Source organism: Psychrobacter sp. H29, assembly GCF_059073055.1.
On record NZ_JCACRY010000001.1, the window covers coordinates 501,583 to 527,551 of the forward strand.

Here is a 25,969-nt window from a genome sequence, read left to right on the forward strand (position 1 = left end):
CTAAGTCTTAGCCTTTTCCATCATCTCAGCAAACTTATCAAACAATGGCGCGCAGTCATGTGGACCAGGGCTGGCTTCTGGGTGACCTTGGAAGCTAAAGACAGGCTTGTTGGTCAGCTCGATACCTTGGTTGGTGCCGTCAAATAGTGAGCGATGAGTCGATTTGACATTGTCAGGTAGCGTGTCTTCATCAACCGCAAAACCATGGTTTTGACTGGTGATCATCACTGTGCCAGTCGCCAAGTCTTGTACGGGATGGTTGGCACCATGATGGCCCGTTTTCATCTTAATAGTACTTGCACCGCTGGCAAGACCAATCAGCTGATGACCTAAGCAAATACCAAACGTTGGTACATCAGTCTCTTCGATAATGTGACGCACGCTATCGATTGCGTAATCACAAGCAGCAGGATCACCAGGGCCATTTGATAAGAAGATACCATCTGGGTTCATGGCTAGCACGTCTGCGATAGGCGTCTGTGCTGGTACAACCGTTACGTGGCAGCCACGGTCGACGAGCATACGTAGGATATTGGTTTTGCTACCGAAGTCATAAGCAACGACATTGAATTTGGCATCAACATGGGTGCCGAGTTGTTTAAAGAAGCCGCCCGTACCGCTGTCATGGCTACCATGGATATCACGGTTGAGCAGGGTATCTGATAGATCCCATGTGCCTGCTGTCCATTCAAAGCTGTCTGTCGTACAGCACTCTTTTGCTAGATCCATACCTTTTAGACCAGCAAAGCCTTGAGCCAGCTCAATTGCTTTTTGCTCATCATCAGTGCTGATAGTCTCGCCATCTGATGCGGTCATGATACAGCCACTTTGCGCACCCTTATCACGTAACAGGCGTGTCAACTGACGCGTGTCAATCTCAGCGATAGCAACGGTCTCATTACGCTGTAGATAGTCGCTTACAGATTCTGAGTTGCGAAAATTAGAGGTGACCATCGTTGCATCACGAATGATTAGACCTTCAGCCCACACCTTGTGACCATTACCAGACTCAGTATCCTCAGCGTTGGTACCTGTGTTACCGATATGCGGATACGTTAGGGTCACCAGCTGGCGTGCATAACTTGGGTCAGTTAGGATTTCTTGGTATCCTGTCATGGCGGTATTAAATACGACCTCACCAACACGATGACCTAGGCTGCCTATACTGACACCACGAAAAATTGTACCGTCTGCTAGTGCCAAAATTGCTTGTGTTTCTGCTGATGAATTCAAGGATTGCCTCCGCTATTATTGGTGAGTGCCATCATGTTTCGCTAGTCAATATATTGCTCCGTATCCTTTTATTTACGGCATCTGACGACTGTCACATAAAGCTCATAAAAGGGCGATACACAAAAATTTTCCACAAAAAAGCGAGAAGACATTATTGATGAAAACTACAAAACCCACTAGATAGTGAATAGGTAACTTGCATCATGTCCGCTCGCTTAGGCACAGATTTTGCGTATTATATATAAAATAGACGAGTATGGCTAGCCGATTCTTTGGATTAATAGTCATTACATAAAGGAAAGTTGAGTTTTTATGAGGAATACAGACTGAGTAAAATAGCCTAAGTATAAAAAAACAGGTTTGCAGTCACATTCAATAACATTGATATTCATCAGCCACTAATAGCGCTGGATTTTAGCAGTTGGCTTTGCCACAATGAACAGCGCAGCAATATACTCAATTTTTATGATCGTTTGTTATAACAATAATGAAGATAACAATTAGGATAACAAGGAGTCGTTATGATTTATCAGTATTTGGACAAAACCCCTGAGTTTGCCGCGCCATTCAATGGTTGGGTAGCAGATTCGGCGCAAGTGATGGGTGATGTGTATCTGGGTCATCAAGCCAATGTTTGGTTTGGTGCAGTGATACGCGGTGACAATGATCGCATTCATATCGGTGATTATAGTAATGTGCAAGAAAACAGTGTGATTCATACTGATGCAGGCATAAAGGTCACAGTTGGCAATTATGTTACCATCGGCCATCTGGCGATGCTACACGGCTGTGAGATTGGTGATAACAGTCTTGTTGGTATTGGTGCCGTGGTGCTCAATAATGTCAAGATTGGTAAAAACTGCCTCATAGGGGCAAAGGCCTTGGTTACTGAAGGGCAGGTCATTCCAGATAACTCTCTGGTGATGGGCGCGCCTGCAAAAGTTGTCAAAACACTAACCGATGAGCAAGCTGCTATGCTAAAAATGTCAGCGCTACATTATGCTGAGCGTTGCCAGAAGTTTAAAACGGGATTGACAGAAGTGGCAATGCCCAATTAAAGACAGACAGAACCAGTCTATATAGACGAAGCAAACTCTAAAAAAGATTATGGAGTAGCAGCTGGGTTTGCTTGATGCTGTCATTCTTAGTCAATGACCACCCTCATTTCTTGTACTTTTTATTAGATCACTTTTATCAAATCACTCATATTTTTTCGCAATTAACGATAAGGTCTCACCATGCAGGCAGATCCAGCACAAAAACAACAAAAGCAACTGGCGTTATTTGATTTAGATCATACGTTACTCGATGTCGATAGCGATTATCTCTGGGGCGAATATATCGTCAAGCATGACCTTGTCGATGAGGCTCAGTACCGAACTGCCAATCAGAAATTTTATAATGATTATATAGAGGGCACGCTAGACGCAACAGAATACAATGAATTTGTCGCGCAATTTTTGAGCAGTCTGCCGCTTGATCGACTTGATGAGTTAAGAGAAGATTATATCAAGAGCGAAATCGAGCCAAATATTCGTCCAAAAGCGATGGAAGTATTGTGTCAGCATATCGAGCAAGGGCACCATGTGGTGATTATTTCTGCGACCAATGACTTTGTGGTATCCGCCATTGCCAAGCGTTTTGGTATTGAAGCCGCCAATGTATTGGCAACGCCGCTTGAGATTAAAGATGATCGCTATACAGGTAAGCTCACTGACAAACCAAACTTTCAAGCAGGCAAAATCTACCATTTAGACAAGTGGCTGAATAATAAACAAGCTGCTGGCATTACTTTTGAAAAAACATACGCCTATTCAGATTCCAAAAACGATATTCCACTGCTCGAATGGGCTGATGTGGCCGTTTGTGTGTCGCCTGATGATGCGCTACATGCACATGCCTTGGCACATCGCTGGGCAGTAGAGGATTGGTCTTTGTAGAGGGTTTGGTTTAGATATAACAGAAATACTAACAATAATGATAATTAGCTAATTATTTATACTTAATCTCATTTAAAATAGCGCCGTATTCGTTATTTATTTTTTAGAAAAAACAGGAATATTTATGGAAATTAATCCGTATCAAGAACAGATCAAAGACTTATCTGAGCGTGGACAGGACTTACGGAGGTATCTTTGACTTCGATGGTAAGCAAGAACGCTTAGAAGAAGTCAATTTGGAATTAGAAAACCCTGAGCTATGGAATGATCCAGAGCGCGCGACCAAAATTAATAAAGAAAAGAGTCACCTTGATGGTGTCATCGATGTGGTGGTCTCTCTTGAAACCACACTAGAAGATGCGTCTGCCATGCTAGAGCTGGCTGTCGAAGCAGAAGATGATTCACTGCTAGCTGACGTGCAGAGCGAGCTAGATAGCGCTGAGAAACGCGTGGCTGATCTAGAGTTTCGCCGAATGTTCAGCGGTGAGATGGATCCAAATAACTGCTACTTGGATATCCAATCGGGCAGTGGCGGCACTGAAGCACAAGATTGGGCAGAAATGCTACTGCGTATGTATACACGCTGGGCGGAAGCGCATGGCTTCAAAGTGGATGTGATTGAAGTATCCTCAGGTAGTGTGGCTGGTATTAAGTCGGCGACGATTGAGATCAAAGGTGATTATGCCTTTGGTTGGTTGCGCACCGAAATTGGTGTCCACCGTTTGGTACGTAAGTCACCATTTGATAGTAATAATGGTCGTCATACCTCGTTTGCTGCGGTGTTCGTGTCGCCTGAGATTGACGACAATGTCGAGATTGATATCAATCCAGCTGATTTGCGTATCGATACCTATCGCTCATCTGGCGCGGGTGGTCAGCACGTCAACACCACAGATTCTGCGGTACGTATTACCCATGAGCCGTCGGGTGTGGTAGTAACCTGTCAGAATGAGCGTAGTCAACATGGCAACAAAGCCACCGCAATGAAAATGCTACGTGCTAAGCTCTATGAGCTTGAGATGCAAAAACGTATGGAGTCACAGCAAGCGGTCGAAGATGGTAAGTCTGACGTCGGCTGGGGCAGTCAAATTCGCTCATACGTGCTCGATGACTCTCGTATCAAAGACTTGCGCACTGGTGTTGAAACCTTCAATACTGGTGCTGTGCTAGATGGCGACCTCGATCAATTTATCGAAGCCAGTCTAAAAGCAGGACTATAAAACAGAATCGAGATATTCATAACTGTTTAATATATCTACCTACATTTAATTAAGGAAAATTATGCCAAGCGTTAATAACTATTTTGATGATAAAGTGACTTCTATCGCCTTTCAAACAGCGACCAAGCCTGCGACAGTCGGCGTTATGGAGAGTGGTGAGTATGAGTTTGGCACCAGTGAATTTGAAACCATGAGTGTGGTAAGCGGTGCATTAACCGTCAAGTTACCAGAGAGTGATGAGTGGCAAACGTTTAATGCTGGTGAGCAATTCACGGTTGAAGCCAATCAAAAGTTCCAAGTAAAAGTAGATGTCGAAACCGCTTACTTATGCGTGTATGGTAAATAGTAAGCTCTAAGTTATAGCGACACATAAAAAAACGCCAAGTATTTTATACTTGGCGTTTTTTTATGTGTCGTATTTTAAATGAGGTTTAAGCTACCATTTTAAAAACCCTATTTTACACAGCATTACACTTTGTCTGTGCCAAATAAACAGCAAAAAAAACACTCATTAATTATGCTAAGACCATGAATTCTCGAAGGTATATAGTGTTATGACAAAGGCAACAGAAAAGGCGAGTCAGCAGACGATTACAAAAGATGCGCGCCACGATTATGAGCATCTAGCACGCCGTGCTAATTTGCGCTATGTGAGTGACGATGAACCAGGCTACGAGCGTAGACGCTGGGGTCGCGGTTTTACTTATCGTGATGCCACAGGCAAAACTGTCAAAGACAAAGCGCTACGTCAACGTTTTGATGCGTTAGTGATACCGCCCATGTGGTCGGAGGTGTGGATCTGCCAAGACGAAAAAGGACATCTGCAATCAACAGGACGAGACGAAAAATCACGCAAGCAATACTTGTATCATCCCTCATGGAATAATATCCGTGACCAAGCCAAATTTGACGCGATGATAGGATTTGCAGAAGTGCTGCCTAACCTACGTGCACAAGTTGAGATAGATCTAGAGGCCGAGTCGCTGTCACGCACCAATGTGCTGGCAGCCATCGTCAAACTACTTGAGACGACACTGATTCGTATCGGTAATAGCCGCTATGCCAAGCAAAATAAAAGCTATGGTCTGAGTACGCTACGTAGCAAGCATGTGAGCGAAATCGATACTGGACTCGCGTTTGATTTTGTAGGAAAAAGCGCAAAAGAGCATCACATTGAGCTACAAGATGAGCGATTGATTGATATCGTACAAGCCTGCTCAGAGTTGCCGGGTTATCAGATATTCAAATACTTAGATGATGACGGACATAAACAAGTCGTTGATAGTAGCGACATCAACGAATACCTGCGCATGCATACATGCGGTACAGATTGTGAGAGTAAGCTATATAGCGCAAAGGATTTTCGCACGTGGATGGCAAGTGTACTCGCGGCAAGCTACTTATATGACGAGTTACAGATGCCCGCAGGCGCGAGCATATTGGCAAGTGCTCCAGAAAGTGCTGAGCGTCAGCAGTTGGTTGTTGATATGGTAAAAAGTGTGGCAGCAGAGCTGGGCAACACGCCAACCGTATGCCGTGCCTCTTATATTCATCCTATTGTTATTCAGCGTTTTTTAGCAGGGCAGTTCTTTGAGCGCTATAAGCAAGCACGTCGCGGCCGCACAAAAAAATACCAAAGCTGCGAAGAAAAAGCATTGTTAGGTTTTCTGAGTGCTGCCGTTTAAGTATTGCCATTTATAGATAAGTATTTAGATACGGGTGCTCGAGCCTTAATATTGCAGTATCAATGTCTTTCTGAAGGCTTCGAGCTAAAGGGTTCAAAAACAGCTATAAACTATAACTATTGAGGTATTTAGCACTAGACCATAACTCATTAATAATAATGAGCTATGGTTAAATTTTATCTATATAAAATAAAAATGATACGTTATGTATTGAAATAAGCGTAAAAATGCGTTACTAATAGAGCATGATAAATACGAACGTATAAAACGGTCTATAGGATGTGACCATTTTGCAATCATACATACCATTTTAACAGTTACCTGCTATTGCTAAAGGATTAGCTTATGAATACCGCCACTCAAACTCCTACGAATGTTGATACAGACACTACCAGCACACCAAAGAGTTATACCGATTACTATAATAATTTTGATATGAATGCGTTGCTACCAGAAATCTTTGGCGAGCATGTAGACGATCGTCTAAACGCGTATATGGCGTGCTGTGGTCGTCATGTACGCGATGGCCGCGCTGACCATGCTGCGCTAGTACATGAAGATACCGCCGGAAATATAACGCGTATGAGCTTTGGTGAGCTTGACAAAGCAAGTGCTCAAATCGCTAACTTGCTACAGTCGTACGGCGTAAAAGCGGGTGACAAGGTGGCGACAATGCTACCGCGTACACCCGAGCTACTAACCGTTGTATTGGCAACATGGCGCATCGGCGCGGTATATCAGCCATTATTCACCGCTTTTGGTTATGATTCAATCAAATACCGCATGGATAAGGCTGACACTAAAGTTGTTTTTACCAATCTAGAGAACCGCAGCAAGTTTGAAGACTTAGCCGCGCAAACCAAGATGGTATTGGTCGGCAGTGCGGAAGACGCTCAAACATGGGGTGACGATCACTATAGTCAGTCTATGACAGCACAACCGCAGATGATAGAGGCCGTCACACTCGATACGGATGCGCCATTTTTGCAGATGTTTACCTCAGGTACAGTCGGTAAATCAAAAGGCGTTAGCGTTCCGTTAGCGGCACTGCCTGCATTTTACCTTTATATGCGTTACGCCATCGATCTGCGCGACGATGACCAGTACTGGAACATGGCAGATCCCGGCTGGGCATACGGCTTGTACTACGCCATCACGGGACCTATGTTACTGGGCATCACCACTTATTTTAATGAAGCAGGATTTGATGCGACCAATACCCGTGATTTTATGGTGCGTCACAAGATTACCAACTTAGCGTCTTCACCCACCGCATTTCGCATGATGAAATCTAGCGGCGTGTTCGACAATGTTGATGAAAACGCCCGTAACGATGCAAATGCTAAGCTGTCTTTGCGCTGTGCCAACTCAGCAGGGGAGACACTGAATACCGAAGTCGTCAACTGGGTCGAAACTTATCTAGACTGTCAGGTAAAAGATCAATATGGGCAAACAGAAACTGGCATGACTTGCTGTGCGCATCATGCGTTAACGCACGAGTCTCCAGTGGGGTCAATGGGAATGGCACTACCAGGTCATACGTTAGTGGTATTAGGTGATGATATGACTGTACTGCCAGATGGTGAGCAAGGACAGTTAGCAGTCGTGGTCAGTCAGTCGCCTGCGTTCTATTTCCGTGGTTATAGCTGGAATGAAAAACAAGCCTTTGTAGAGGATTACTATCTAACAGGCGATGTGGTCGAGCGTCATAGTGACGGTAGTTACTGGTTCTCAGGCCGTGATGATGACATTATTATTACCGCAGGTTACCGCGTCGGACCTACGGATGTCGAAAACACCGTATTAGAGCATGACGCCGTTGCAGAGTCTGCGGCGGTAGGCGTGCCGGATGAAGTGCGTGGTCATACCATTAAGTCCTACGTGGTGCTAAAAGACGGTATCAAAGGCAGCGATGAGATTGCCAAAGAAATCCAAGAGTTGGTACGCAAACGCTTATCTACTCATGCGTATCCGCGTGAGGTCGAGTTTGTGACAGAACTGCCCAAAACGCCAAGTGGTAAGATTCAACGCTTTTTGCTACGTAGTCTGTCTGCTGCATAAATAAGTTGATAAGGCGTCCATAAATTTAATAGAAAAATATCTAATGAGAAGCAAAATTTAAAGGAATAATCATGCAAGTTAAACAAAACAGCTTTTTGGTCACAGGCGGTGCATCAGGTTTGGGCGAGTCAGTGGCTCGAGCGATTGTAGATCAAGGTGGTAACGTCGTCATCGCTGACCTGAATGAGTCAGCAGGGCAAGCATTGGTCACTGAGCTAGGTGATAGTGCACGTTTTGTGCGTTGTGATATCACCAACGGTGATGAAGTGCAATTAGCGGTTGAGATGGCAGAGTCAGCTTTCGGCGGCTTACAAGGTTCAATCAACTGTGCGGGCATCGTAGTCGTACAAAAGCTGCTAGATCGTGATAACAATCCGGCAGACCTTGAAGCATTTAGCCGCGGGGTCAATATTAATTTGGTCGGTTCATTCAATGTTGCCCGTTTGGTCGCAGCAAGTATTGCTAAGCGTTTGGTCAGTGATAGCGCTACAGATGCCAATGCAGAAAAGAACCATGTAGGAAAAAATGCGGATCAAGGTATTATTATCAATACGGCATCTATCGCCGCCTTTGATGGTCAAGTGGGCCAAGCCAGTTACTCATCGTCCAAGGCAGGCGTGGTTGGATTAACTTTACCACTTGCTCGCGAGCTGGCTCGTCACGGTATACGCGTGATGACTATCGCACCGGGTGTCTTCGCTACGCCGATGATGGAATCTATTCCAGAAAAAGCCCGCGAACAGTTGGAGGCGGGCGTACCTTATCCTAAACGTTTGGGCGCTCCCAATGAGTTTGCCAAATTGGTGACCCATATTATTGATAATGCCTATCTAAATGGTGAAGTCATTCGCTTAGATGGTGCCATTCGTATGGTCTAGCTCTTGTTGCTTTCATTATTTTCACACAAAATTGATCTACATAATATGGCATGATTCTTTGATACAGTATTATTAATTACTCTTGAGAGTTGATGATAAGGATCAAGTTTCATGTCATTTTTTTGCAAAAAATCTTACCAATTAAGCGAATCATATCCGAACTTGTTGCTAATACTTATCAGTATTAGCCTCATTTCCTTTGCGAGCACTAGCGCTATTGCCTATAGTGAAAGCACCTCAACATCCAATGATCCTATGCCATCCTCGACAGTTATTGATAAAGTTTTTGTCGATAAATCAGATCGTGTCTTACAGCTCATGGAGCGTGGCAATGTCATACGGTCATACCGTATTGCGCTTGGCGACAGCCCAGTTAGTCATAAACAGCAGGAAGGCGATCAGCGTACGCCGACAGGGATTTATACCTTAGATTATAAAAATGAGAACTCTATTGCGTATCGTTCCATTCATATTAGCTATCCAAATGCTGCGGACAAAGCACACGCAAAGTCGCTAGGCGTCAGCCCAGGCGGCGATATCATGATTCATGGACAAATGAATGGCTTTGGACATTTAGGCTGGTTGAACCAAAGCCGCGATTGGACTGATGGTTGTATCGCGGTTACCAATGACGAGATGGACACCATCATGGCAGCTGTTAAGGTTGGCACCGTAATTGAAATCGTTGAGTAAACGGTTTAAGTTTATGATAATTATAAGATGTAAGTATAAATTGATGCTTTATAAAGGATAGTTTTTCCCTATTTTAAATATCATTGTTTTTAGTAAGGTTTTATGGCGCAACTGTCTTGAAATAATTGTATATATACCTTATATAAATGACAGATAACAGAGGGCGCTAGCGACTAAAACGACCTCTGATAATACGAATTATAAAAGGATATACACATGAGATTTGAGAAATTCACTCAAAAACTGCAGTCCGCCATTCAAGAAGCACAAAGCCTAGCGTTAGGTCGTGATCATACGGGTATCGATCCTGTGCACTTACTTGGCGTACTGCTGCAAGATGAGTCTAATTTATCTATCTGTCAGCAAGCAGGCGCTTCTATTCCAGCGCTAAAAAATGGCGTTGCTAAAGCACTGGATAATCAGGCTACAATTGCGGAACCGACAGGAGATGTCAATCTAAACCCGAATTCGGTTAAAATCTTGAACTTGGCAGATCGTCAGGCGCAAAAAGAAGGCGATGATTTCATTGCTACTGAATGGGTGATGTTGGCACTCGCTGAGCAAGGCGAAACCAAAAAGATATTTGAAAGTGCCGGCGTAACGGCTAGCAAACTAAAAGCGGTCATTGAGCAGCTACGCGGTGATGATACGGTCAATAACCAAAACGCCGAAGATCAGCGTGACGCGCTCAACAAGTATACGATCAATCTGACTGAACAAGCAGAGCTGGGTAAACTTGATCCAGTAATCGGTCGTGACGAAGAGATTCGCCGTACTATTCAGGTACTGTCGCGCCGTACCAAAAACAACCCTGTACTCATCGGTGAACCAGGTGTTGGTAAAACCGCCATCGTAGAAGGATTGGCACAAAAAATCATTAATGGTGACGTACCAGAGGGTCTGCGCCGCAAAGAAGTGCTGTCGTTAGATCTAGGTGCGCTCATTGCAGGGGCAAAATTCCGCGGTGAGTTCGAAGAGCGCCTCAAAAGCGTATTGAGTGACTTGGCGAAGCAAGAAGGCAACGTCATCTTATTTATCGATGAGCTGCATACGATGGTCGGTGCGGGCAAATCAGAAGGCGCGATGGATGCAGGTAATATGCTAAAGCCAGCACTGGCACGCGGTGAGCTGCATTGTGTTGGAGCCACGACGTTAGATGAATATCGCAAGTACATCGAAAAAGATGCTGCCCTCGAGCGTCGTTTTCAAAAGGTTTTGGTTGATGAGCCAACGGTCGAAGATACCATCGCAATATTACGTGGTCTAAAAGAGCGTTACGAGCTGCATCATGGCGTCGATATTCAAGATAGCGCTATCATCGCGGCGGCACGTATGAGTCATCGTTATATTACCGATCGCAAGCTACCTGATAAGGCGATTGATTTAATTGATGAAGCAGCCAGCCGCTTGCGTATGGAGATGGACAGCAAACCTGAGTCACTAGGTAAGCTTGATAGCCGTCTCATTCAGCTAAAGATGCAGCGCGAAGTGCTCAAAAATGAAGAAGACGCTGGCGCGCAAGCTGAGCGTAAAGTGCTTGATGCCCAAATCGCAGAGTTAGAAAAAGAATATGCCGATCTTAATGAAGTGTGGCAGGCGGAGAAGGCACTGGTCAAAGGCAGTCAACAGCTCAAAGACGAGCTGGACAAGGCCCGTATCGCCTATGACAAAGCCAGCCGTGAAGGCGACTACGAGACCATGAGTAAGCTGCAATACGAAACTATTCCGCAGCTTGAGCGTCGTATCCATGAGTCTGACTTGGCTGAGCAAAAAGAGCAGACAGGTGAGGGTAGCGGTGTCAAATTACTACGGAATAAGGTAACAGACAACGAAATCGCAGAAGTCGTGGCAGCGGCAACGGGCATTCCAGTCAGCAAAATGATGCAAGGCGAGCGCGATAAGATGATAGCCATGGAAGAAAAGCTCCATGAGCGGGTCATCGGTCAGAACGAAGCGGTCGAAGCCGTTGCAAACGCGGTACGTCGTAGCCGAGCAGGCTTGTCTGATCCAAATCGCCCTTCTGGTTCGTTCTTGTTCTTGGGACCTACGGGTGTTGGTAAGACTGAGCTCACCAAATCACTGGCAAACTTCCTATTTGACTCTGAGGATGCGATCGTACGTATCGACATGAGTGAGTATATGGAAAAACATAGCGTCAGCCGCCTAGTTGGTGCGCCTCCAGGTTATGTCGGTTACGAAGAGGGCGGCACATTGACGGAAGCGGTACGCCGCAAACCGTATAGCGTTATACTCTTCGATGAAGTGGAAAAAGCCCATCCCGATGTGTTTAATATCTTACTGCAAGTGCTGGATGATGGTCGCTTGACTGACTCACAAGGACGGGTGATAGACTTCAAAAACACCGTGATTATCATGACCAGTAACTTAGGGTCGCATAAGATTCAAGAGATGGTAGGTGAGAGCTACGATGATATCAAGGCAGAAGTGATGGATTCGGTTGGGCAGCATTTCCGTCCAGAGTTCGTCAACCGTATTGATGAAATTGTGGTCTTCCATCCGCTTGGTATGTCGCAGATGGCAGGTATTGCCGACATTCAATTAGATCGCTTGCGTCAGCGCATTCAAGAGCGTGAGATGGATATTGAGCTATCAGCCGATGCGATGAATAAATTGGTGGCAGTAGGGTATGATCCAGTTTATGGCGCGCGCCCACTCAAACGTGCCATTCAACAAGAGATCGAAAACCCTTTGTCATTGAAGCTACTGGCGGGCGATTTCGTTGCGGGTGATATCATCAAAGTTGATGTTGGCGCAGATGACAAGCTGACTTTTGACAAGCTAAGAATGAGCTAATCACTTTAACGTTGACGTTTGTTTGACCTCATTATGTGCGCTAAATCAACCCTTTATCTACAATCGTAGGTAAGGGGTTTTTCGTTTAGACAATTATTTTACGCTACGATTCTTTTACGTTTTAAATCTCTCTTAACTATCAGGACTATGCTATAAATAAATGACTAGCAATATAAGTGCAAACCTAATAAAGAGGAAAAACAATGACAACTCATATCGAGCGTATTAATAAACCTTTAGCATTGCCACTAGTAATCGCAGCTTTACTGTTCAGTACTGCAGCTTGCTCTAACTCTTCAACAGTAAACACCAGCAACAAAGTGACAGAGTATAAAGAAGTGCAAGTGCCTAAAGCGGATATGCAGGTAAGCGATGCTCAGGTCAGTCTAGAAAAGCCTGAGTTTACAACAAAGTCAGTGGCCACATTTGATGAGCCTTGGGCCATGACCGCACTACCCAGTACCACCAATAAATCGCCACAGCTACTGGTCACCCAAAAAACAGGCGAGTTATTCATTGTGGATACCGCAACAGGCAGCAAAACAAAGGTCGGAGGCGTGCCTGAAGTTGCTTATGGTGGGCAAGGTGGTTTAGGAGATATTATACTAGCACCAGATTTTGCGACTTCTAATGCTGTGTATTTGAGCTATGCAGAAGCGGGGATGGGAAGCGAGAGCAATACATTTGGCGCAAAAGTTATCAAGGCGACGCTCGCGGGACTAGGTACTAACGCACCCATGCTGCAATCCATCACGCCCATTTGGGAGCAGTTTCCAAAAGTGACAGGACAAGGGCATTACAGTCATCGATTGCTATTTTCACCAGATGGACGCTATCTATATATCAGCTCAGGCGAACGCCAAGACAAAGAACCAGCACAAGATATGAGTATGAATTTGGGTAAAATCATTAGGCTACATGCTGATGGTTCTGTGCCAAAGGACAATCCATTTGTCAGTGACAGCAATGATATTGCCTCTCAGTTCTGGACAATGGGCAATCGCAATGTGCTCGGCATCAGATTCGATGAAAATGGCAGGCTTTGGGCTAACGAGATGGGACCAAAGGGTGGTGATGAATTTAATCTGATTGAAAAAGGGAAGAATTACGGCTGGCCTATTGTCTCAAATGGTCGCAATTATTCAGGGACACCAATCCCAGACCATGACACTCGTCCTGAGTTTGAGATGCCTAAAATTACATGGACGCCTGTTATCTCACCATCTTCACTCAGTCTATATACTGCTGGTAGCCATAACGACTTCCCAGCATTGCAAGGTGATTTTTTGATCAGTGGCTTGTCCTCGAAGGCGCTTATCGTAGTGCGTGTCAATGAAGATAATAGTGCTACTGAGCGTTATCGTTATGATATGGGTGAGCGTATTCGTAGCGTGATGGCAGTCGATGGGCAAGTGTGGGCGCTAGAGGATGGTGATGGCGGACAACTACTCAGATTAATGCCTAAATAGTCATTGGATTAGATGATTTATGGTTATGATTTTATGTAGTTATTCTAAAATAAGCATCAAATCTTTTAGAATAAACAAAAGGTTTTATCAAGTTTTATTTTGTAATTGATTGATAGTTAAAGCCTATTTTGTTAAGGTAATATTCCTTGAATTTTGAGACTTGCACATGGAAGAAGTAAAAGTAGGTAGATTGGGGCCTTTTCCACGGGTGAGTAAACCTGTGTTTATTACATCGTCACTGTTGATCGTTGGATTTATTATTTTCGGTGCGCTTTTCACCGAAACAGCAGGGGCTGTCTTTAGTTTTTTACAGAACTTTATTACTGATAAGTTCGGTTGGCTATTTATTATATTAGTCAACGTCGCGCTTATACTTTGTGTCTACTTGGCAATGAGTCGTTATGGCGATATTAGGCTTGGTAACCAAACGGAGCGACCACAGTACAATCTGTTTTCTTGGATTGGCATGTTGTTCTCCGCAGGTATTGGTATCGGCCTAGTGTATTGGGGTACAGCGGAGCCGCTATATCACTTTATGGCACCGCCATTGGGTGAGGCTGAGACAGTAGAAGCAGCCAAGCAAGCGATGAATATCTCGTTTATGCATTGGGGACTACATGCTTGGGCGATCTATACAATCGTAGCGCTATCGTTGGCATATTTCCATTTCCGCCGCGGTCTACCGTTATCGATTCGCTCTACTTTGTATCCTTTACTGGGCAAAAGAATTTATGGCCGATGGGGTCATACTGTTGATATCTTGGCCGTGTTCGGTACGATGTTTGGTGTGGTTACCTCACTCGGACTTGGCGTCATGCAGATCAACTCTGGACTAGAAAAGCTATTTGGTACGCCAAATAGTCTGACAGTACAGTTTGGTCTGATCGCTTTCATCACAGCGCTAGCAGCGGCTTCCGTTATGATGGGACTGGACAAAGGTATCAAGCGCCTTAGTGACATCAACATCGGTTTTACAGTTGTATTGCTCGCGTTTATGGTCATTTTAGGACCAACGCTCTTTATCTTCGATAGCTTCATCGAAAACATCGGTAATTATCTGACTGCGATTGTACCACTAGGTACGTGGGGTGAGTCTTACAGTGAAACCGATTGGCAGAGCGGCTGGACAGTATTCTACTGGGCATGGTGGGTTAGCTGGGCACCATTCGTTGGTATCTTTATCGCCCGTATTTCTCGTGGTCGTACCATTCGTGAATTTACGCTTGGCGTATTGTTAATCCCAATGCTTATCTTGTTCTTCTGGTTTACGACTTTTGGCGGCGTTGCTATTCACATGGAGCTTGCTTCTGCTGTGACAGGTATCAGCCCAGGGTTGGTCGAAGCGGTACAAGCAGACAGTGGTAGTGCTATCTTCAAATTGGTTGAGTACTATCCGTTGGCAAAACCTATCACGCTATTGATTGTGGTTATGATCATGCTATGGTTTGTGACCTCATCGGATTCAGCCAGTTTTGTTATCGATATGCTGACAGCTGGTGGTGATACCAATCCACCAAAAATTCAGCGTTTGTTTTGGGCAACGACAGAAGGCATTATCGCGGCTATATTGTTAGCAGCTGGCGGACTTTCTGCCCTACAGGCGGCAGCTATCGTCGCAGGCTTACCGTTTGCTCTAGTGATATTTGTCATTATGTATGCGTTACTGCGCGGGCTCAGCCGAGATCGTCTGATTCTATACCGTGCGCAGCAGCAATTTATCACAGATGAGTCAGCAGATCATAACTCTGCTAACGAGTTCGTCGATGAGCATTTACTCAAAGGTCCACCTAAGATTGTAAAAGGTGACTAAGCAGTAAAGTCGTTATTCAGGTTGTTCAGAGAAGCCCCAATTCAATAAATTGGGGCTTTTTTATTGGGCTCTATAAATGAGGATTATTTAGAACAAGTGAACGTTGGTCAAAACAGCTGTCAAAGTGTCGATACCTTACCTATACATTAGCGACTGTTTTTTGAGTGTTATATTTGATAATTGGCTCATACCTTGGTATGGTTACGCACTTTTTTTTGGGGAATACCTATGGATCATGTAAAAGTTGGCCGAGTAGGCCCTTTTCCGCGGGTAAGCAAACCTGTATTTTTGACGTCAGCAATATTGATACTTGCTTTTATTATCTTTGGCGCGTTATTCAACGAGCAAGCAGAGATAGTATTCAACCAAGCAAAAGCATTTGTTTCTTTGCGCTTTGGCTGGTTCTTTATTGTCGTGGTCAATTTAACATTGGCCATGAGTATTTATATGATATTTAGCCGCTACGGCGATATCAGGCTTGGTCATCAAAATGAGAGACCTGCGTACAATCTTGTTTCTTGGGTTGGTATGTTGTTTTCGGCAGGTATTGGTATTGGTCTGCTCTATTGGGGTACCGCTGAGCCACTGTATCACTTTATGGCACCGCCATTAGGAGAACCAGAAACCGTTGCTGCAGCAAAACAAGCGATGAACATCTCGTTCCTTCATTACTGTTTTCATGTATGGGGTCTTTATGGCATGGTCGCGCTATCACTGGCATATTTCCATTACCGGGTAGGCTTACCACTGGCTATACGCTCAACCTTGTATCCAATGTTGGGTAAAAAGATCTATGGTGGTTGGGGTCATACGGTAGATACACTAGCGGTATTCGGTACGATGTTTGGGGTAGTCACGACGTTAGGTCTTGGTGTCCTACAGATCAATTCAGGTCTTGAGACCTTATTTGGTATCCCTAATAGTATTACGGTGCAAATTATCTTGATAGGTATTATCACGATGCTAGCAGGGTTGTCTCTGTTTGTAGGACTTGATAAAGGTATCAAACGCCTAAGTGATATTAATATATTATTCACTATCATATTACTGAGTTTTGTGATTATTTTTGGGCCAACTCAATTTATTTTTAATAGTCTAATAGAGAATATTGGTAATTATTTGCATCAAATTGTGCCGTTAGGTCTTTGGACAGAGTCTTATAAGGGCGAAGAAAACTGGCAATCCTCTTGGACGATATTTTATTGGGCATGGTGGATCAGCTGGTCACCATTCGTTGGGGTGTTTATTGCCCGTATCTCTCGAGGACGCACCATTCGTGAGTTCATATTAGGAGTGCTGTTCATCCCTGTCACGATTTTATTTTTGTGGTTTACCGCATTTGGTGGTTCTGCAGTAAATATGGAACTTATGGCAGCAGCAGATCCCAGTATTGCTAGTCCAGGACTTATCGAGGCGGTACAAGCAGATACAGGTAGTGCTATCTTTAAGTTGATGGAGTCTTATCCGCTAACGGGCGCGGTCAATTTGCTTATCGTAATAATGATTGTATTGTGGTTTGTCACGTCATCAGATTCAGCCAGTTTCGTTATCGATATGTTGACATCAGGTGGCGATACCAACCCACCAAAAATTCAGCGTTTGTTTTGGGCAGGCTCTGAAGGCGTTATCGCTGCAGTATTATTAGCAGCAGGTGGACTGAGTGCACTACAAGCCGCCTCTATTGTCTCAGGTTTCCCGTTCGCTATTGTGATCGTCGTGATGATGTATTCTTTATTACGTGGCCTGAGCCGAGATCGTTTGATACTGTATCGCAATCAGCAGTGGTTCACTACCGAAGAGTCAGCAGAGCACAACTCTGCCAATGAGTTCCGTGACGAAGAGTTGTTAAAAGGACCACCAGCCATTGAAAAAGAAGTTTAATTCTTAGATCGAATGTTTTAATGTTAATGGTGCCATTAGTCTTCGCCGCCATAAAATACCCAGCTTATGACAGTTGGGTATTTTTATGTGTGCTTGAGTAGATGTTGCTACTAATAATGCCCTAATGGTTAATGACACTCGCCTTCTGTATAACCGATGGCTTCAGGTAGGTTGCATGCCGAACAAGCATTGCCCGCAGTACGGTAGCTTATCACTGAGCCGGTTTGAGTCTTCACGCAGACAGGCTCATATTGCATGGTGCACATGGTGTTGTTAGAGGGAGAAGCTGGGCACTGGGTAAGCGTATCTGCGATATTGTCCGTGCCTGACTGAATAGGGGTAACGCTATCAGGAGTATAGCTACAACCTGTTAGTATTAGTACCGATGTAAGAGCGAGGGACAAAATAAGCCATGATGATTTAAACGGGTTAACGAATGCTAAGAGTGGTAATTGAGGTAGGTTATGTTGCATGAGGCTGCTTCCTTGTTTATGTCGTCCAATAGCGTCCTGTTATCGCCTATGAGCTATATAGTGAGACTGCTAAATCATATAATAGCCAATCTATAGCTGTCTACTCAATAATCTTTCACAAAAAACCCAAGCCTAATGAGCTTGGGTTTTTATTTGATAAAGACTGTTTTATACTGCCATGCTTAGATATAAGTTCCTAAGAGGATAAAATCTACTTATTCAGCTGGCTTATCATCTTGGTTTAGCTGCACATACTTATCGAAGTTTTGCGCATAATCTGTCAAGTTGTCGCTTAGCATCTGGCGATACTGTTTAACATAAAACTCAACAATATCGTCTTTTTCTTTGGCAAAATCATCGCCTTTGACAAAGCCAATAGAAGCAACTGATGCGCTATAGCGAGCAGCTGCATACAATAGAGAAGCGCCTACTTGTCCTGAATGAGCATCAGGGCCTAATTGACTGTTTGCAATGCCAATAATGGCGTCAGCACGCTGATAAAACGCCTGCATTTCAGGAGTGATTTCGACAGTGCCGTCTTGAGTGTTACCATCTTGAATATTGTCTTGAGACATAAGCTGCTCCTAGTAATAAGTGTCGGTAATTTTTAGTACATAAAATGGGTTATAAAGACTCTAAAGCAGTAACGCTTATAATCCAGCGTCAGCTTTTAAGATGTCAGCTTTGTCTGTTTTTTCCCACGTAAAGGCAGTCTCTGAGCCTTGACGACCAAAATGTCCAAAGGTAGACGTTTGCTGATACATGGGTTGTAGTAAGTTCAACATACGAGTGATGCCATATGGGCGCAAGTCAAAATGGGTACGAATCAGGCGGATGATCTCATCGTTGCTGATTTTATTCGTCCCAAAAGTATTGACTGAGATAGAGGTTGGCTCAGCCACACCAATGGCGTAACTGACCTGTATCTCACAGCGATCAGCAAGACCAGCGGCGACGATGTTTTTCGCCACATAACGTACCGCATAAGCGGCGCTGCGATCTACTTTTGAAGGATCTTTACCACTGAATGCACCGCCACCATGACGTGCCATACCGCCGTATGTATCAACAATGATTTTACGACCCGTTAGACCCGCATCACCCACAGGACCACCAATCACAAATTTGCCTGTTGGATTGATATGATAGCGTGTACCAGCATGTAACAGATCAGCTGGTAGTACCTGCTTGATAATAGACTCCATCACCGCTTCTTGTAGATCTGATTGCGAGATACTTGGGTCATGCTGTGTCGATAGAACGACTGCATCGATAGCAACAGGTCGGTTGCCATCATACTTTAGAGTGACCTGTGCTTTGGCATCGGGGCGCAACCACGGTAGATCGCCTGCACGGCGCAGCTCAGACTGACGCTCCATCAGACGGTGAGCGTATTCGATAGGGGCTGGCATCAATACGTCAGTTTCATTACTGGCATAACCGAACATTAAGCCCTGATCACCTGCACCTTGCTCTTCAGGATCGCTACGATCGACACCTTGGGCGATCTCAGGAGACTGCTTACCCAGCATGTTGATGACGGCACAAGTTTCGCCATCAAACCCTAAATCTGAATGATGATAGCCAATACCATTAACCGTATCACGAACCAGACGCTCTAAATCGATGTTTGCTGTTGTGGTGATTTCGCCAGCAAGGATGACCGCGCCTGTTTTTACTAGGGTTTCGCAAGCTACGCGGGCATGTAGGTCTTCACGTAAGATAGCATCGAGGATAGCGTCTGATATTTGGTCAGCCATTTTATCAGGATGACCTTCGCTCACAGATTCTGAGGTAAATAAGTTGTATTCACGCATAATGGGGTCGCTTAATTGCAGGGACTGTAGTCGACAAACTCAGTCATTATTAAATGTATAGAAAAATGAAAGACGAAAACGAATCAAAAAATTAGCATATTTTACCGTGTATCGAGGTAAAACTCTAGCAATGTATGGTGTTGTGAGGTAACTGGTGATGGATTAAGGGCGGTAAAAGTCATCAATGTCGCTATTTTCTTGCCAACGAAATTCAGTATGTTGCGCCACTTGGTAGGCTTTCTCGACGCCATGTCTATCAGCGATAAAACCAAGTGCCATATCCATGCCTGCGCTAACCCCTGATGAGGTATAAAACTTACCATCGATAACCCAGCGGGCTTGTTCGACCCAATCCACTTGATCCGACTGACAAGTCACCCATTGCCATGCCATTTTATTAGAGGTTGCTCGCTTGCCATTTAACACACCGCTTTTTGCCAACAAGGCGCTACCAGTACAGACGCTCAGTACCCAATCAGCCTCATCAGTGAGAGTTGTTAGCGTTTGCAGAAAGGATGAATCGTAGACTAGCTGGCGTGTACCAAACCCGCCTGGTACCAAAACAATATCCGTCTGACAGGATAATTCGTTGACAGCGACTGTTTGCATAGGTACGTCATGCTTACTGCGGATGATGCCACCAGCCATTGAGGTAAATTGGATACAATAATGCTCAGGCAAGCTTCCAAACATCTCAACGGGTCCGAATAAATCCAAGGTCTCAAAATCATCGAACACTAGCGCGGTAATCGTACGCATGTGGCACCCTTACTTAAAAGTATCTCTTATAAAGTACAGCTATCGTATTATGGCAGCTTGTCACACCATATCATGACATGTCATCACACCATCAATACTTTATCGGTCCATAAAAGTAAAACACAGTGATCAAACGGCAAACAATCAATGGTCATTATAGTTCTAAAAATTTAGCTTTGTCTTTGAACATGCACTCCTCATAGACAGGGCAAGCACCGCATTTGGGTGTGCGTGCTTGACAGGTATAACGCCCGTGTAAAATAAGATAATGATGGGCGTCAACTATGAAGTCATCGGGTATACGTTCAACCAGTTTATTTTCGACGATTAGCACGTTTTTACCAGTAGCAAGACCGGTACGATTACTCACCCGAAAAATATGCGTATCAACCGCCATAGTAGGTTGACCAAAAGCGGTGTTCAACACCACATTGGCGGTTTTACGTCCAACGCCGGCTAGTGATTCTAAATCTTTGCGATTATCAGGGACGGTGCTATTGAATTTCTCAATCAAATCGCGGCAGGTTTTGATGACGTTTTTGGCCTTGGCATTATATAAACCAATATTTTTGATATAAGATTTGAGACCCTCTTCACCTAGCGCGAGTATCGCCTCAGGTGTATTTGCCACAGGATATAGTTGCTGAGTGGCAATATTAACGCTCACATCGGTAGCCTGTGCGGATAAAATGACCGCAATCAGCAGCTCAAAGTTACTTTTATAATGCAGTTCAGTGACGGGCTCATCGATGGCCGCTTCTAACTTTTCGAAGAATGGACGCACATCGCGGTTGGGCATTCGCCGTGAAGGTGGGGTATCAGCTGTCTTATGTTTGACCGTTTTACTCATGGTGTTATGGCTATTATCTAATGAAGTGAGTATGCAAAATTATATGATAGTGAGACCAGTTATATTGCTTATTAAGGTATCAATCACGTAATCATAGGGCTACTTGCAGTGAGTCGAGTTCTGCTTGTAGCGCCTCAAGCTCTACTTGCTTTTTGTCATTAGCACGGGCGCTAAGCTGTTTCTCTAACTTTTTGATTTTGGTACGTAGTTTGGCAGCTGCAATGGTATTTTTTGCTTGTGCTTCGCTAATGTTTAGAGACTGGCTCGTTGCATTATTCAGTTTGGCTTCGACCATACTCACCACAGGTCTGCTATTGCTGGTATCAGCCAATTGCTCTGTCACACGTTTGAGATGCGTGTGGTAGCGCTGTCTTAAATCTTCTTGTTCGGCAAGCCTTTCAGGTTCAGATATTTCGCGATCAATCGTGACCAAATCGATGCAGTCGACAGGGCAGGGTGCGATACACAGCTCGCAGCCCGTGCATAAATCGGTAAAAATCGTATGCATATGTTTGCCCGTACCGACAATAGCATCGACTGGGCACGCTGGGATGCACTTGGTGCAGCCGATACAGTCGTCTTCACGAATCACCGCACGAACCTCTGTTGGACGACCAGATGTCATATCTACTGGCCACTGTGATGGTGCAGCGCTAAGGGTATTGCTCTGAGTGTCTATCCCAATCGTCTGAGCGATCGCGTCAGTCACCGGCTGACCACCAGGCACGCATTTGTTGTACGGCTCACCCTCTAATACGATAGCAGCTGCATACGGCAGGCAACCGTCTGGATGCTCACACAAGCCGCATTGTGTCTGCGGCAGACAAGCATCAACGCGTGCAATTCTTGTCTGTATATCAGCGGGCAGGGTATCGATATGTAGTGATTTAAACAAAATCGGCAAGTCTGCCAAACGTGTCTGCTCGGCATTTTGAGCGACACGTAATGCTGCTTGTGGATAGTCGTCGGTCTGAGACATGGTATTACTAGCCTTAATGTCAGTCATTGTCAGTAGTGTCATTGATAGGGATCGATAGGTAGATAAGTAACGACTTGCCGGATGTGCCATAGACGTATCACAGGCCTGACTAGCAGTATCGTACGTTTAATAGCTAACCAATCTATCTATACAGCTTATCTACACAATCTATCTATAATGATCGCTCTTGTCTTGCGCCGCAAAAGATTAACATATTTGCAGTCGTAAAACATCCTGATCAAATACCAAGACAGCAACATTAAAAAAACAGCATTGCTTTAAAGCCACAGCATCCTCAAAAAGTATCAGCCCAAATCTAACGATGACAATTTAATGCCATCAGCTTAAACCTAACAATGCTAATAGGTATTATAAAACGAGTATTTGCATAGCATTTATTTGCCAAAACGCTTGAGGATGAAATTAATCAACAAATGCATACGATGTGGCATGTTATCACGGTCACGATAAAGCATCTGGCAGCCTCTGGGCTGATTGTTCCATTCAGGCAGCACCCACTGCAAACTGCCTGAGTGGATCAAAGGAGTTGCATCATAATCTGGAATAAAGCCTAGACCTATGCCATCTGCAATAGCCCCAGTTAGCAGGCTAATATTGTCGACCTTTAGTCGTACATCGTGCATGGGCTGGTATGTGTGTACTTCTCCAGTCGTACGATGTTGTAGATGCCAAGTCGACATAGGCGTGCACAATACCGTAGGATACTTCGCCAAATCGCTAGGCACTTGAATATCAGACACATCGATATTGCTAGCGGCACAAATCATAAAACGAATATGGGTCAGCTGTCGTCCAATCCAGTGATCGGCACTATGTTCACCAATACGAAAAGCAATATCAATCGCCTGCGCATCAATATCAATGGTTTGATTGGACAAACGTAAATCTAAGTTGATATCTGGATATTGCTTCAAAAAGGCGTTGAAATGTGGCGCTAAAATATCGCTACCAAAATTGACAGGGGCACTGATTCTGATAGTACCTTTGGCTTGGTCTTTATCTTGTAGCAAGCAAGATGCGACATTTTCTAGCTCGTCAAAGAGATGAGCACTGCTTTTATAATACAGCTGTCCGGCATGGGTTAGCTGGACACGATGTGCATCACGATTGAGCAATCTCAGTCCCAGATCGGTCTCTAATTTGGCAATGCGGCGGCTCAAGGTGGATAGTGGCATATCAAGCATCACTGAGGCTTGGCGAAAGCTGCCATAGCGTACAACCGCACAAAAGCTGCGCATATCGTCAAGGGAGTAGTTAAATTTCATATTCGGAATCTATGCTCTCGTTATTGCTTGTTTATACCGTATTTAAAATATATACACTGGTGCTTATCTTTTCGCAAGTTTTTTGGAAATCATATGAGCCGTTCAGCGAATACCACCGCCGTATTGTGTTTGCTACTGTGCACTTTCTTTTGGGGTGCAAGTTTTCCTGTTGGCAAACACGCTTTGAATGAGGTCAATGCCTTGACTTTGGTCGTATGGCGTTTTGGTATTGCCTCGGTATGTCTGTACCTCTATGCAAAATACAAGCACATGCCACTGCCAACGCTCACACCAAAACAATGGGCATGGGCGATTGGCGTCTCTATCATCGGTGTTGGCGGCTTAAACTTAGGGTTATTCACAGGCCTGGCGCAGACCAATGCCAACAACGGCGCCTTGATTATGGCGCTGAGCCCGTTGGTTACTTCTTTGATTGGTTCTGTGGCACAGCGTCAGTTCCCTACGAGAAGCGCATTGTTTAGTTTGGTGGTCTGTCTCTCTGGGGTATTACTAGTACTGACCGATGGCGCATTTGCCAAACTATTAGGGTTTGAGTTCAATCATGGTGATCAAATTATCTTTTTGGGCATGCTGTGCTGGAGTCTATATACCTATCTGACCCAAGGTATCAGTCGCTGGATGCCAATGATTCCTTATACTTTGGTTGGTATGTTATCAGGGCTTGGAGTGATCTCACTTATGGTGCTGTTTAGCGCAGATGTGCACCCTATACAAGAGAGCCTAGCGATCAGTCGCAGTGTCTTTGGTGACCTGATGTTCATTGGTATCTTTGGTACGGTTGGTGGCTATCTACTATGGATTTCTGGTGTTAAGCAAGTAGGCGCTACCAATGCCTCTTTATTTTTCAATTTTGTACCTGTATTTGCCGCGCTCACCGCGTTTGCTTATGGTCAGCAAGTGACTGCTTTGCAATTGTTAGGCATGGCGATCGTGATTGCAGGATTGTTGATACCTAGACTAGTAGAGTGGCAGTATCAGCGTGTGGGCTTGCGCAATGCGTGAGCCACTACAGAACTCCCAATATAATGCAGCATCACGCTGATATCAGCGCATTCTAATCTAATAGTAAGACGCCTTGCTCGGTAGCAATTTGATCGATCAAATCTCGAGCGATGCTACCTTTTGGCGGGATTCTGGGTAGATTAGATAGATCAAAAAAGTCAGCATGTGATAACTCTTCTTCTTGAATGATGATATCACCATCGGCATAAGACGCGCGAAACCCTAGCATTAAGTTGGAGGGAAACGGCCATGGTTGACTGCTCACATAGCGGATGTCTGAAACGCTAATATGCACCTCTTCTGCCACTTCGCGGACGACTGCATGCTCTAGACTCTCTCCAACTTCTACGAATCCTGCGATCAAACCATACATGGGTGGCAGTTTTTGCTGTCCATGGCGATGGTGATGAGCCAATAGGATTTGTAGCTCGCTGGTCACTGGGTTTGGGCGAGTAATGGCAGTAATGACGCACGGCTGTACGCGAGGATACTGGCGCAGCCTACATACAGGACAAACCATAGCACGTTCGCCTTGGTTGGCATGCACCGTAGGGCTAGCGCAGCGACTACAAAACTGTGTATCTGCTTGCCAGCCCAATAATTGTATGGCTTGGCTAATCTGATCTGACAAAGCAACTGGCAAATGAGTCATCAGCTGGCGATAAGGAACAAATACACTATCACTGCTTTCAGCGATGATAGGCAGCGTTACGCCGTGCGCGACTGCATAATCATAAGTCATGGCAGTGGTTGCTTGCGCAGTAAAGGTTTGAGCGTCTTCGTTATCAGCAGTACTGTTGGACAGCCAATGATGCGGCGACAGGCTTTCGTGTAGCGTGACATATCCAATCTGATAGGTAGGCTCATCTGAACCGTTGCGACTTGAGGGCAGTTCAATTTGCCACGGCCACCAGCCATCCGGCATTTGACGACATAGAACAGTATCGCCACTCAGTACAAAAGCATGTGCCATAAAGTTTTCCAAACAGTTTGAGATAAACCTGCATCGGCTTAGATACAGACTTATTTAAAGTAAATGATCTTATCGATGATAGTTAAGATAAATGTCATGGCGGTAACGTTATAACCATGACATTC

General features: G+C 44.7%; 22 protein-coding genes. 13 read left to right on the forward strand and 9 right to left on the reverse strand.

Annotated features, from left to right (window positions below; all coding sequences use genetic code 11):
• Window positions 1-1,233 carry a glutamine-hydrolyzing carbamoyl-phosphate synthase small subunit gene (carA, locus tag AC5JP1_RS02060; RefSeq protein ID WP_493842921.1) on the reverse strand — a complete coding sequence of 411 codons (1,233 nt, stop codon included), beginning with the start codon at window positions 1,231-1,233 and terminating at the stop codon, window positions 1-3.
• A 521-nt stretch (window positions 1,234-1,754) separates the two neighbouring features.
• Here carA and AC5JP1_RS02065 point away from each other — a divergent pair.
• The 12 genes from AC5JP1_RS02065 (at window position 1,755) to AC5JP1_RS02120 (ending at window position 17,684) form a co-directional block, all read left to right on the forward strand.
• Window positions 1,755-2,291: a gamma carbonic anhydrase family protein gene (locus AC5JP1_RS02065; protein ID WP_493842922.1), complete on the forward strand. Its 537-nt coding sequence runs from the start codon at window positions 1,755-1,757 to the stop codon at window positions 2,289-2,291.
• Between the two features lie 180 nt (window positions 2,292-2,471).
• Complete coding sequence (locus tag AC5JP1_RS02070; RefSeq protein ID WP_493842923.1) at window positions 2,472-3,173, forward strand: HAD family hydrolase; 702 nt, start codon at window positions 2,472-2,474, stop codon at window positions 3,171-3,173.
• Between the two features lie 124 nt (window positions 3,174-3,297).
• Window positions 3,298-4,393, forward strand: a protein-coding gene (prfB, locus tag AC5JP1_RS02075) for a peptide chain release factor 2 (RefSeq protein ID WP_493842924.1) whose coding sequence is annotated in 2 segments (ribosomal slippage) — window positions 3,298-3,369 and window positions 3,371-4,393 — 1,095 coding nt in all. Because the reading frame shifts where the segments join, the coding sequence is not laid out codon by codon here.
• Window positions 4,394-4,454: 61 nt separating this feature from the next.
• Window positions 4,455-4,739, forward strand: coding sequence for a pyrimidine/purine nucleoside phosphorylase (ppnP, locus tag AC5JP1_RS02080; protein ID WP_319050494.1), 285 nt, complete (start codon window positions 4,455-4,457; stop codon window positions 4,737-4,739).
• Window positions 4,740-4,947: 208 nt separating this feature from the next.
• Window positions 4,948-6,078 carry a DNA topoisomerase IB gene (locus AC5JP1_RS02085; protein WP_493842925.1) on the forward strand — a complete coding sequence of 377 codons (1,131 nt, stop codon included), beginning with the start codon at window positions 4,948-4,950 and terminating at the stop codon, window positions 6,076-6,078.
• A gap of 345 nt (window positions 6,079-6,423) precedes the next feature.
• Window positions 6,424-8,139 (forward strand): AMP-binding protein, encoded by a 1,716-nt coding sequence (locus AC5JP1_RS02090; RefSeq protein ID WP_493842926.1) that lies wholly within the window; start codon window positions 6,424-6,426, stop codon window positions 8,137-8,139.
• 71 nt (window positions 8,140-8,210) lie between these two features.
• Complete coding sequence (locus tag AC5JP1_RS02095; protein ID WP_493842927.1) at window positions 8,211-9,017, forward strand: SDR family NAD(P)-dependent oxidoreductase; 807 nt, start codon at window positions 8,211-8,213, stop codon at window positions 9,015-9,017.
• 111 nt (window positions 9,018-9,128) lie between these two features.
• Entirely contained in the window at window positions 9,129-9,710 is a 582-nt protein-coding gene (locus tag AC5JP1_RS02100) for a L,D-transpeptidase family protein (RefSeq protein WP_493842928.1), read from the forward strand.
• A gap of 216 nt (window positions 9,711-9,926) precedes the next feature.
• Entirely contained in the window at window positions 9,927-12,524 is a 2,598-nt protein-coding gene (gene clpB / locus AC5JP1_RS02105) for an ATP-dependent chaperone ClpB (RefSeq protein WP_493842929.1), read from the forward strand.
• Between the two features lie 203 nt (window positions 12,525-12,727).
• Window positions 12,728-13,993, forward strand: a complete 1,266-nt coding sequence (locus tag AC5JP1_RS02110; protein ID WP_493842930.1) for a PQQ-dependent sugar dehydrogenase — start codon at window positions 12,728-12,730, stop codon at window positions 13,991-13,993.
• Between the two features lie 166 nt (window positions 13,994-14,159).
• Window positions 14,160-15,803, forward strand: coding sequence for a BCCT family transporter (locus tag AC5JP1_RS02115; RefSeq protein ID WP_493842931.1), 1,644 nt, complete (start codon window positions 14,160-14,162; stop codon window positions 15,801-15,803).
• 228 nt (window positions 15,804-16,031) lie between these two features.
• On the forward strand, window positions 16,032-17,684 hold the full coding sequence (locus AC5JP1_RS02120; RefSeq protein WP_493842932.1) for a BCCT family transporter: 1,653 nt from the start codon (window positions 16,032-16,034) through the stop codon (window positions 17,682-17,684).
• Window positions 17,685-17,812: 128 nt separating this feature from the next.
• Here the strand turns inward: AC5JP1_RS02120 and AC5JP1_RS02125 are convergent, their stop codons facing one another.
• The 7 genes from AC5JP1_RS02125 to AC5JP1_RS02155 all read right to left on the reverse strand — a co-directional run bounded on the left by AC5JP1_RS02125 (window position 17,813) and on the right by AC5JP1_RS02155 (window position 23,848).
• Window positions 17,813-18,157 (reverse strand): hypothetical protein, encoded by a 345-nt coding sequence (locus tag AC5JP1_RS02125; RefSeq protein ID WP_493842933.1) that lies wholly within the window; start codon window positions 18,155-18,157, stop codon window positions 17,813-17,815.
• Between the two features lie 215 nt (window positions 18,158-18,372).
• Window positions 18,373-18,732 carry a DUF3144 domain-containing protein gene (locus AC5JP1_RS02130; protein ID WP_443526305.1) on the reverse strand — a complete coding sequence of 120 codons (360 nt, stop codon included), beginning with the start codon at window positions 18,730-18,732 and terminating at the stop codon, window positions 18,373-18,375.
• Between the two features lie 75 nt (window positions 18,733-18,807).
• Complete coding sequence (gene metK / locus AC5JP1_RS02135) at window positions 18,808-19,974, reverse strand: methionine adenosyltransferase (RefSeq protein ID WP_319050483.1); 1,167 nt, start codon at window positions 19,972-19,974, stop codon at window positions 18,808-18,810.
• A 162-nt stretch (window positions 19,975-20,136) separates the two neighbouring features.
• Window positions 20,137-20,733, reverse strand: a complete 597-nt coding sequence (locus tag AC5JP1_RS02140; protein WP_493842934.1) for a DJ-1/PfpI family protein — start codon at window positions 20,731-20,733, stop codon at window positions 20,137-20,139.
• A 154-nt stretch (window positions 20,734-20,887) separates the two neighbouring features.
• Window positions 20,888-21,583: an endonuclease III gene (nth, locus tag AC5JP1_RS02145; protein ID WP_493842935.1), complete on the reverse strand. Its 696-nt coding sequence runs from the start codon at window positions 21,581-21,583 to the stop codon at window positions 20,888-20,890.
• A 91-nt stretch (window positions 21,584-21,674) separates the two neighbouring features.
• A complete protein-coding gene (locus tag AC5JP1_RS02150) occupies window positions 21,675-22,562 on the reverse strand; it encodes an RnfABCDGE type electron transport complex subunit B (RefSeq protein WP_493842936.1) in 888 nt (295 codons plus the stop codon).
• A 395-nt stretch (window positions 22,563-22,957) separates the two neighbouring features.
• Window positions 22,958-23,848: a LysR family transcriptional regulator gene (locus AC5JP1_RS02155; RefSeq protein ID WP_493842937.1), complete on the reverse strand. Its 891-nt coding sequence runs from the start codon at window positions 23,846-23,848 to the stop codon at window positions 22,958-22,960.
• A 93-nt stretch (window positions 23,849-23,941) separates the two neighbouring features.
• Here AC5JP1_RS02155 and AC5JP1_RS02160 point away from each other — a divergent pair, with 93 nt between their 5' ends.
• A complete protein-coding gene (locus AC5JP1_RS02160) occupies window positions 23,942-24,871 on the forward strand; it encodes a DMT family transporter (protein WP_493842938.1) in 930 nt (309 codons plus the stop codon).
• Between the two features lie 52 nt (window positions 24,872-24,923).
• Here AC5JP1_RS02160 and nudC read toward each other — a convergent pair whose 3' ends face one another.
• Window positions 24,924-25,844 carry an NAD(+) diphosphatase gene (gene nudC / locus AC5JP1_RS02165; RefSeq protein ID WP_493842939.1) on the reverse strand — a complete coding sequence of 307 codons (921 nt, stop codon included), beginning with the start codon at window positions 25,842-25,844 and terminating at the stop codon, window positions 24,924-24,926.
• Window positions 25,845-25,969: the final 125 nt, after the last annotated feature.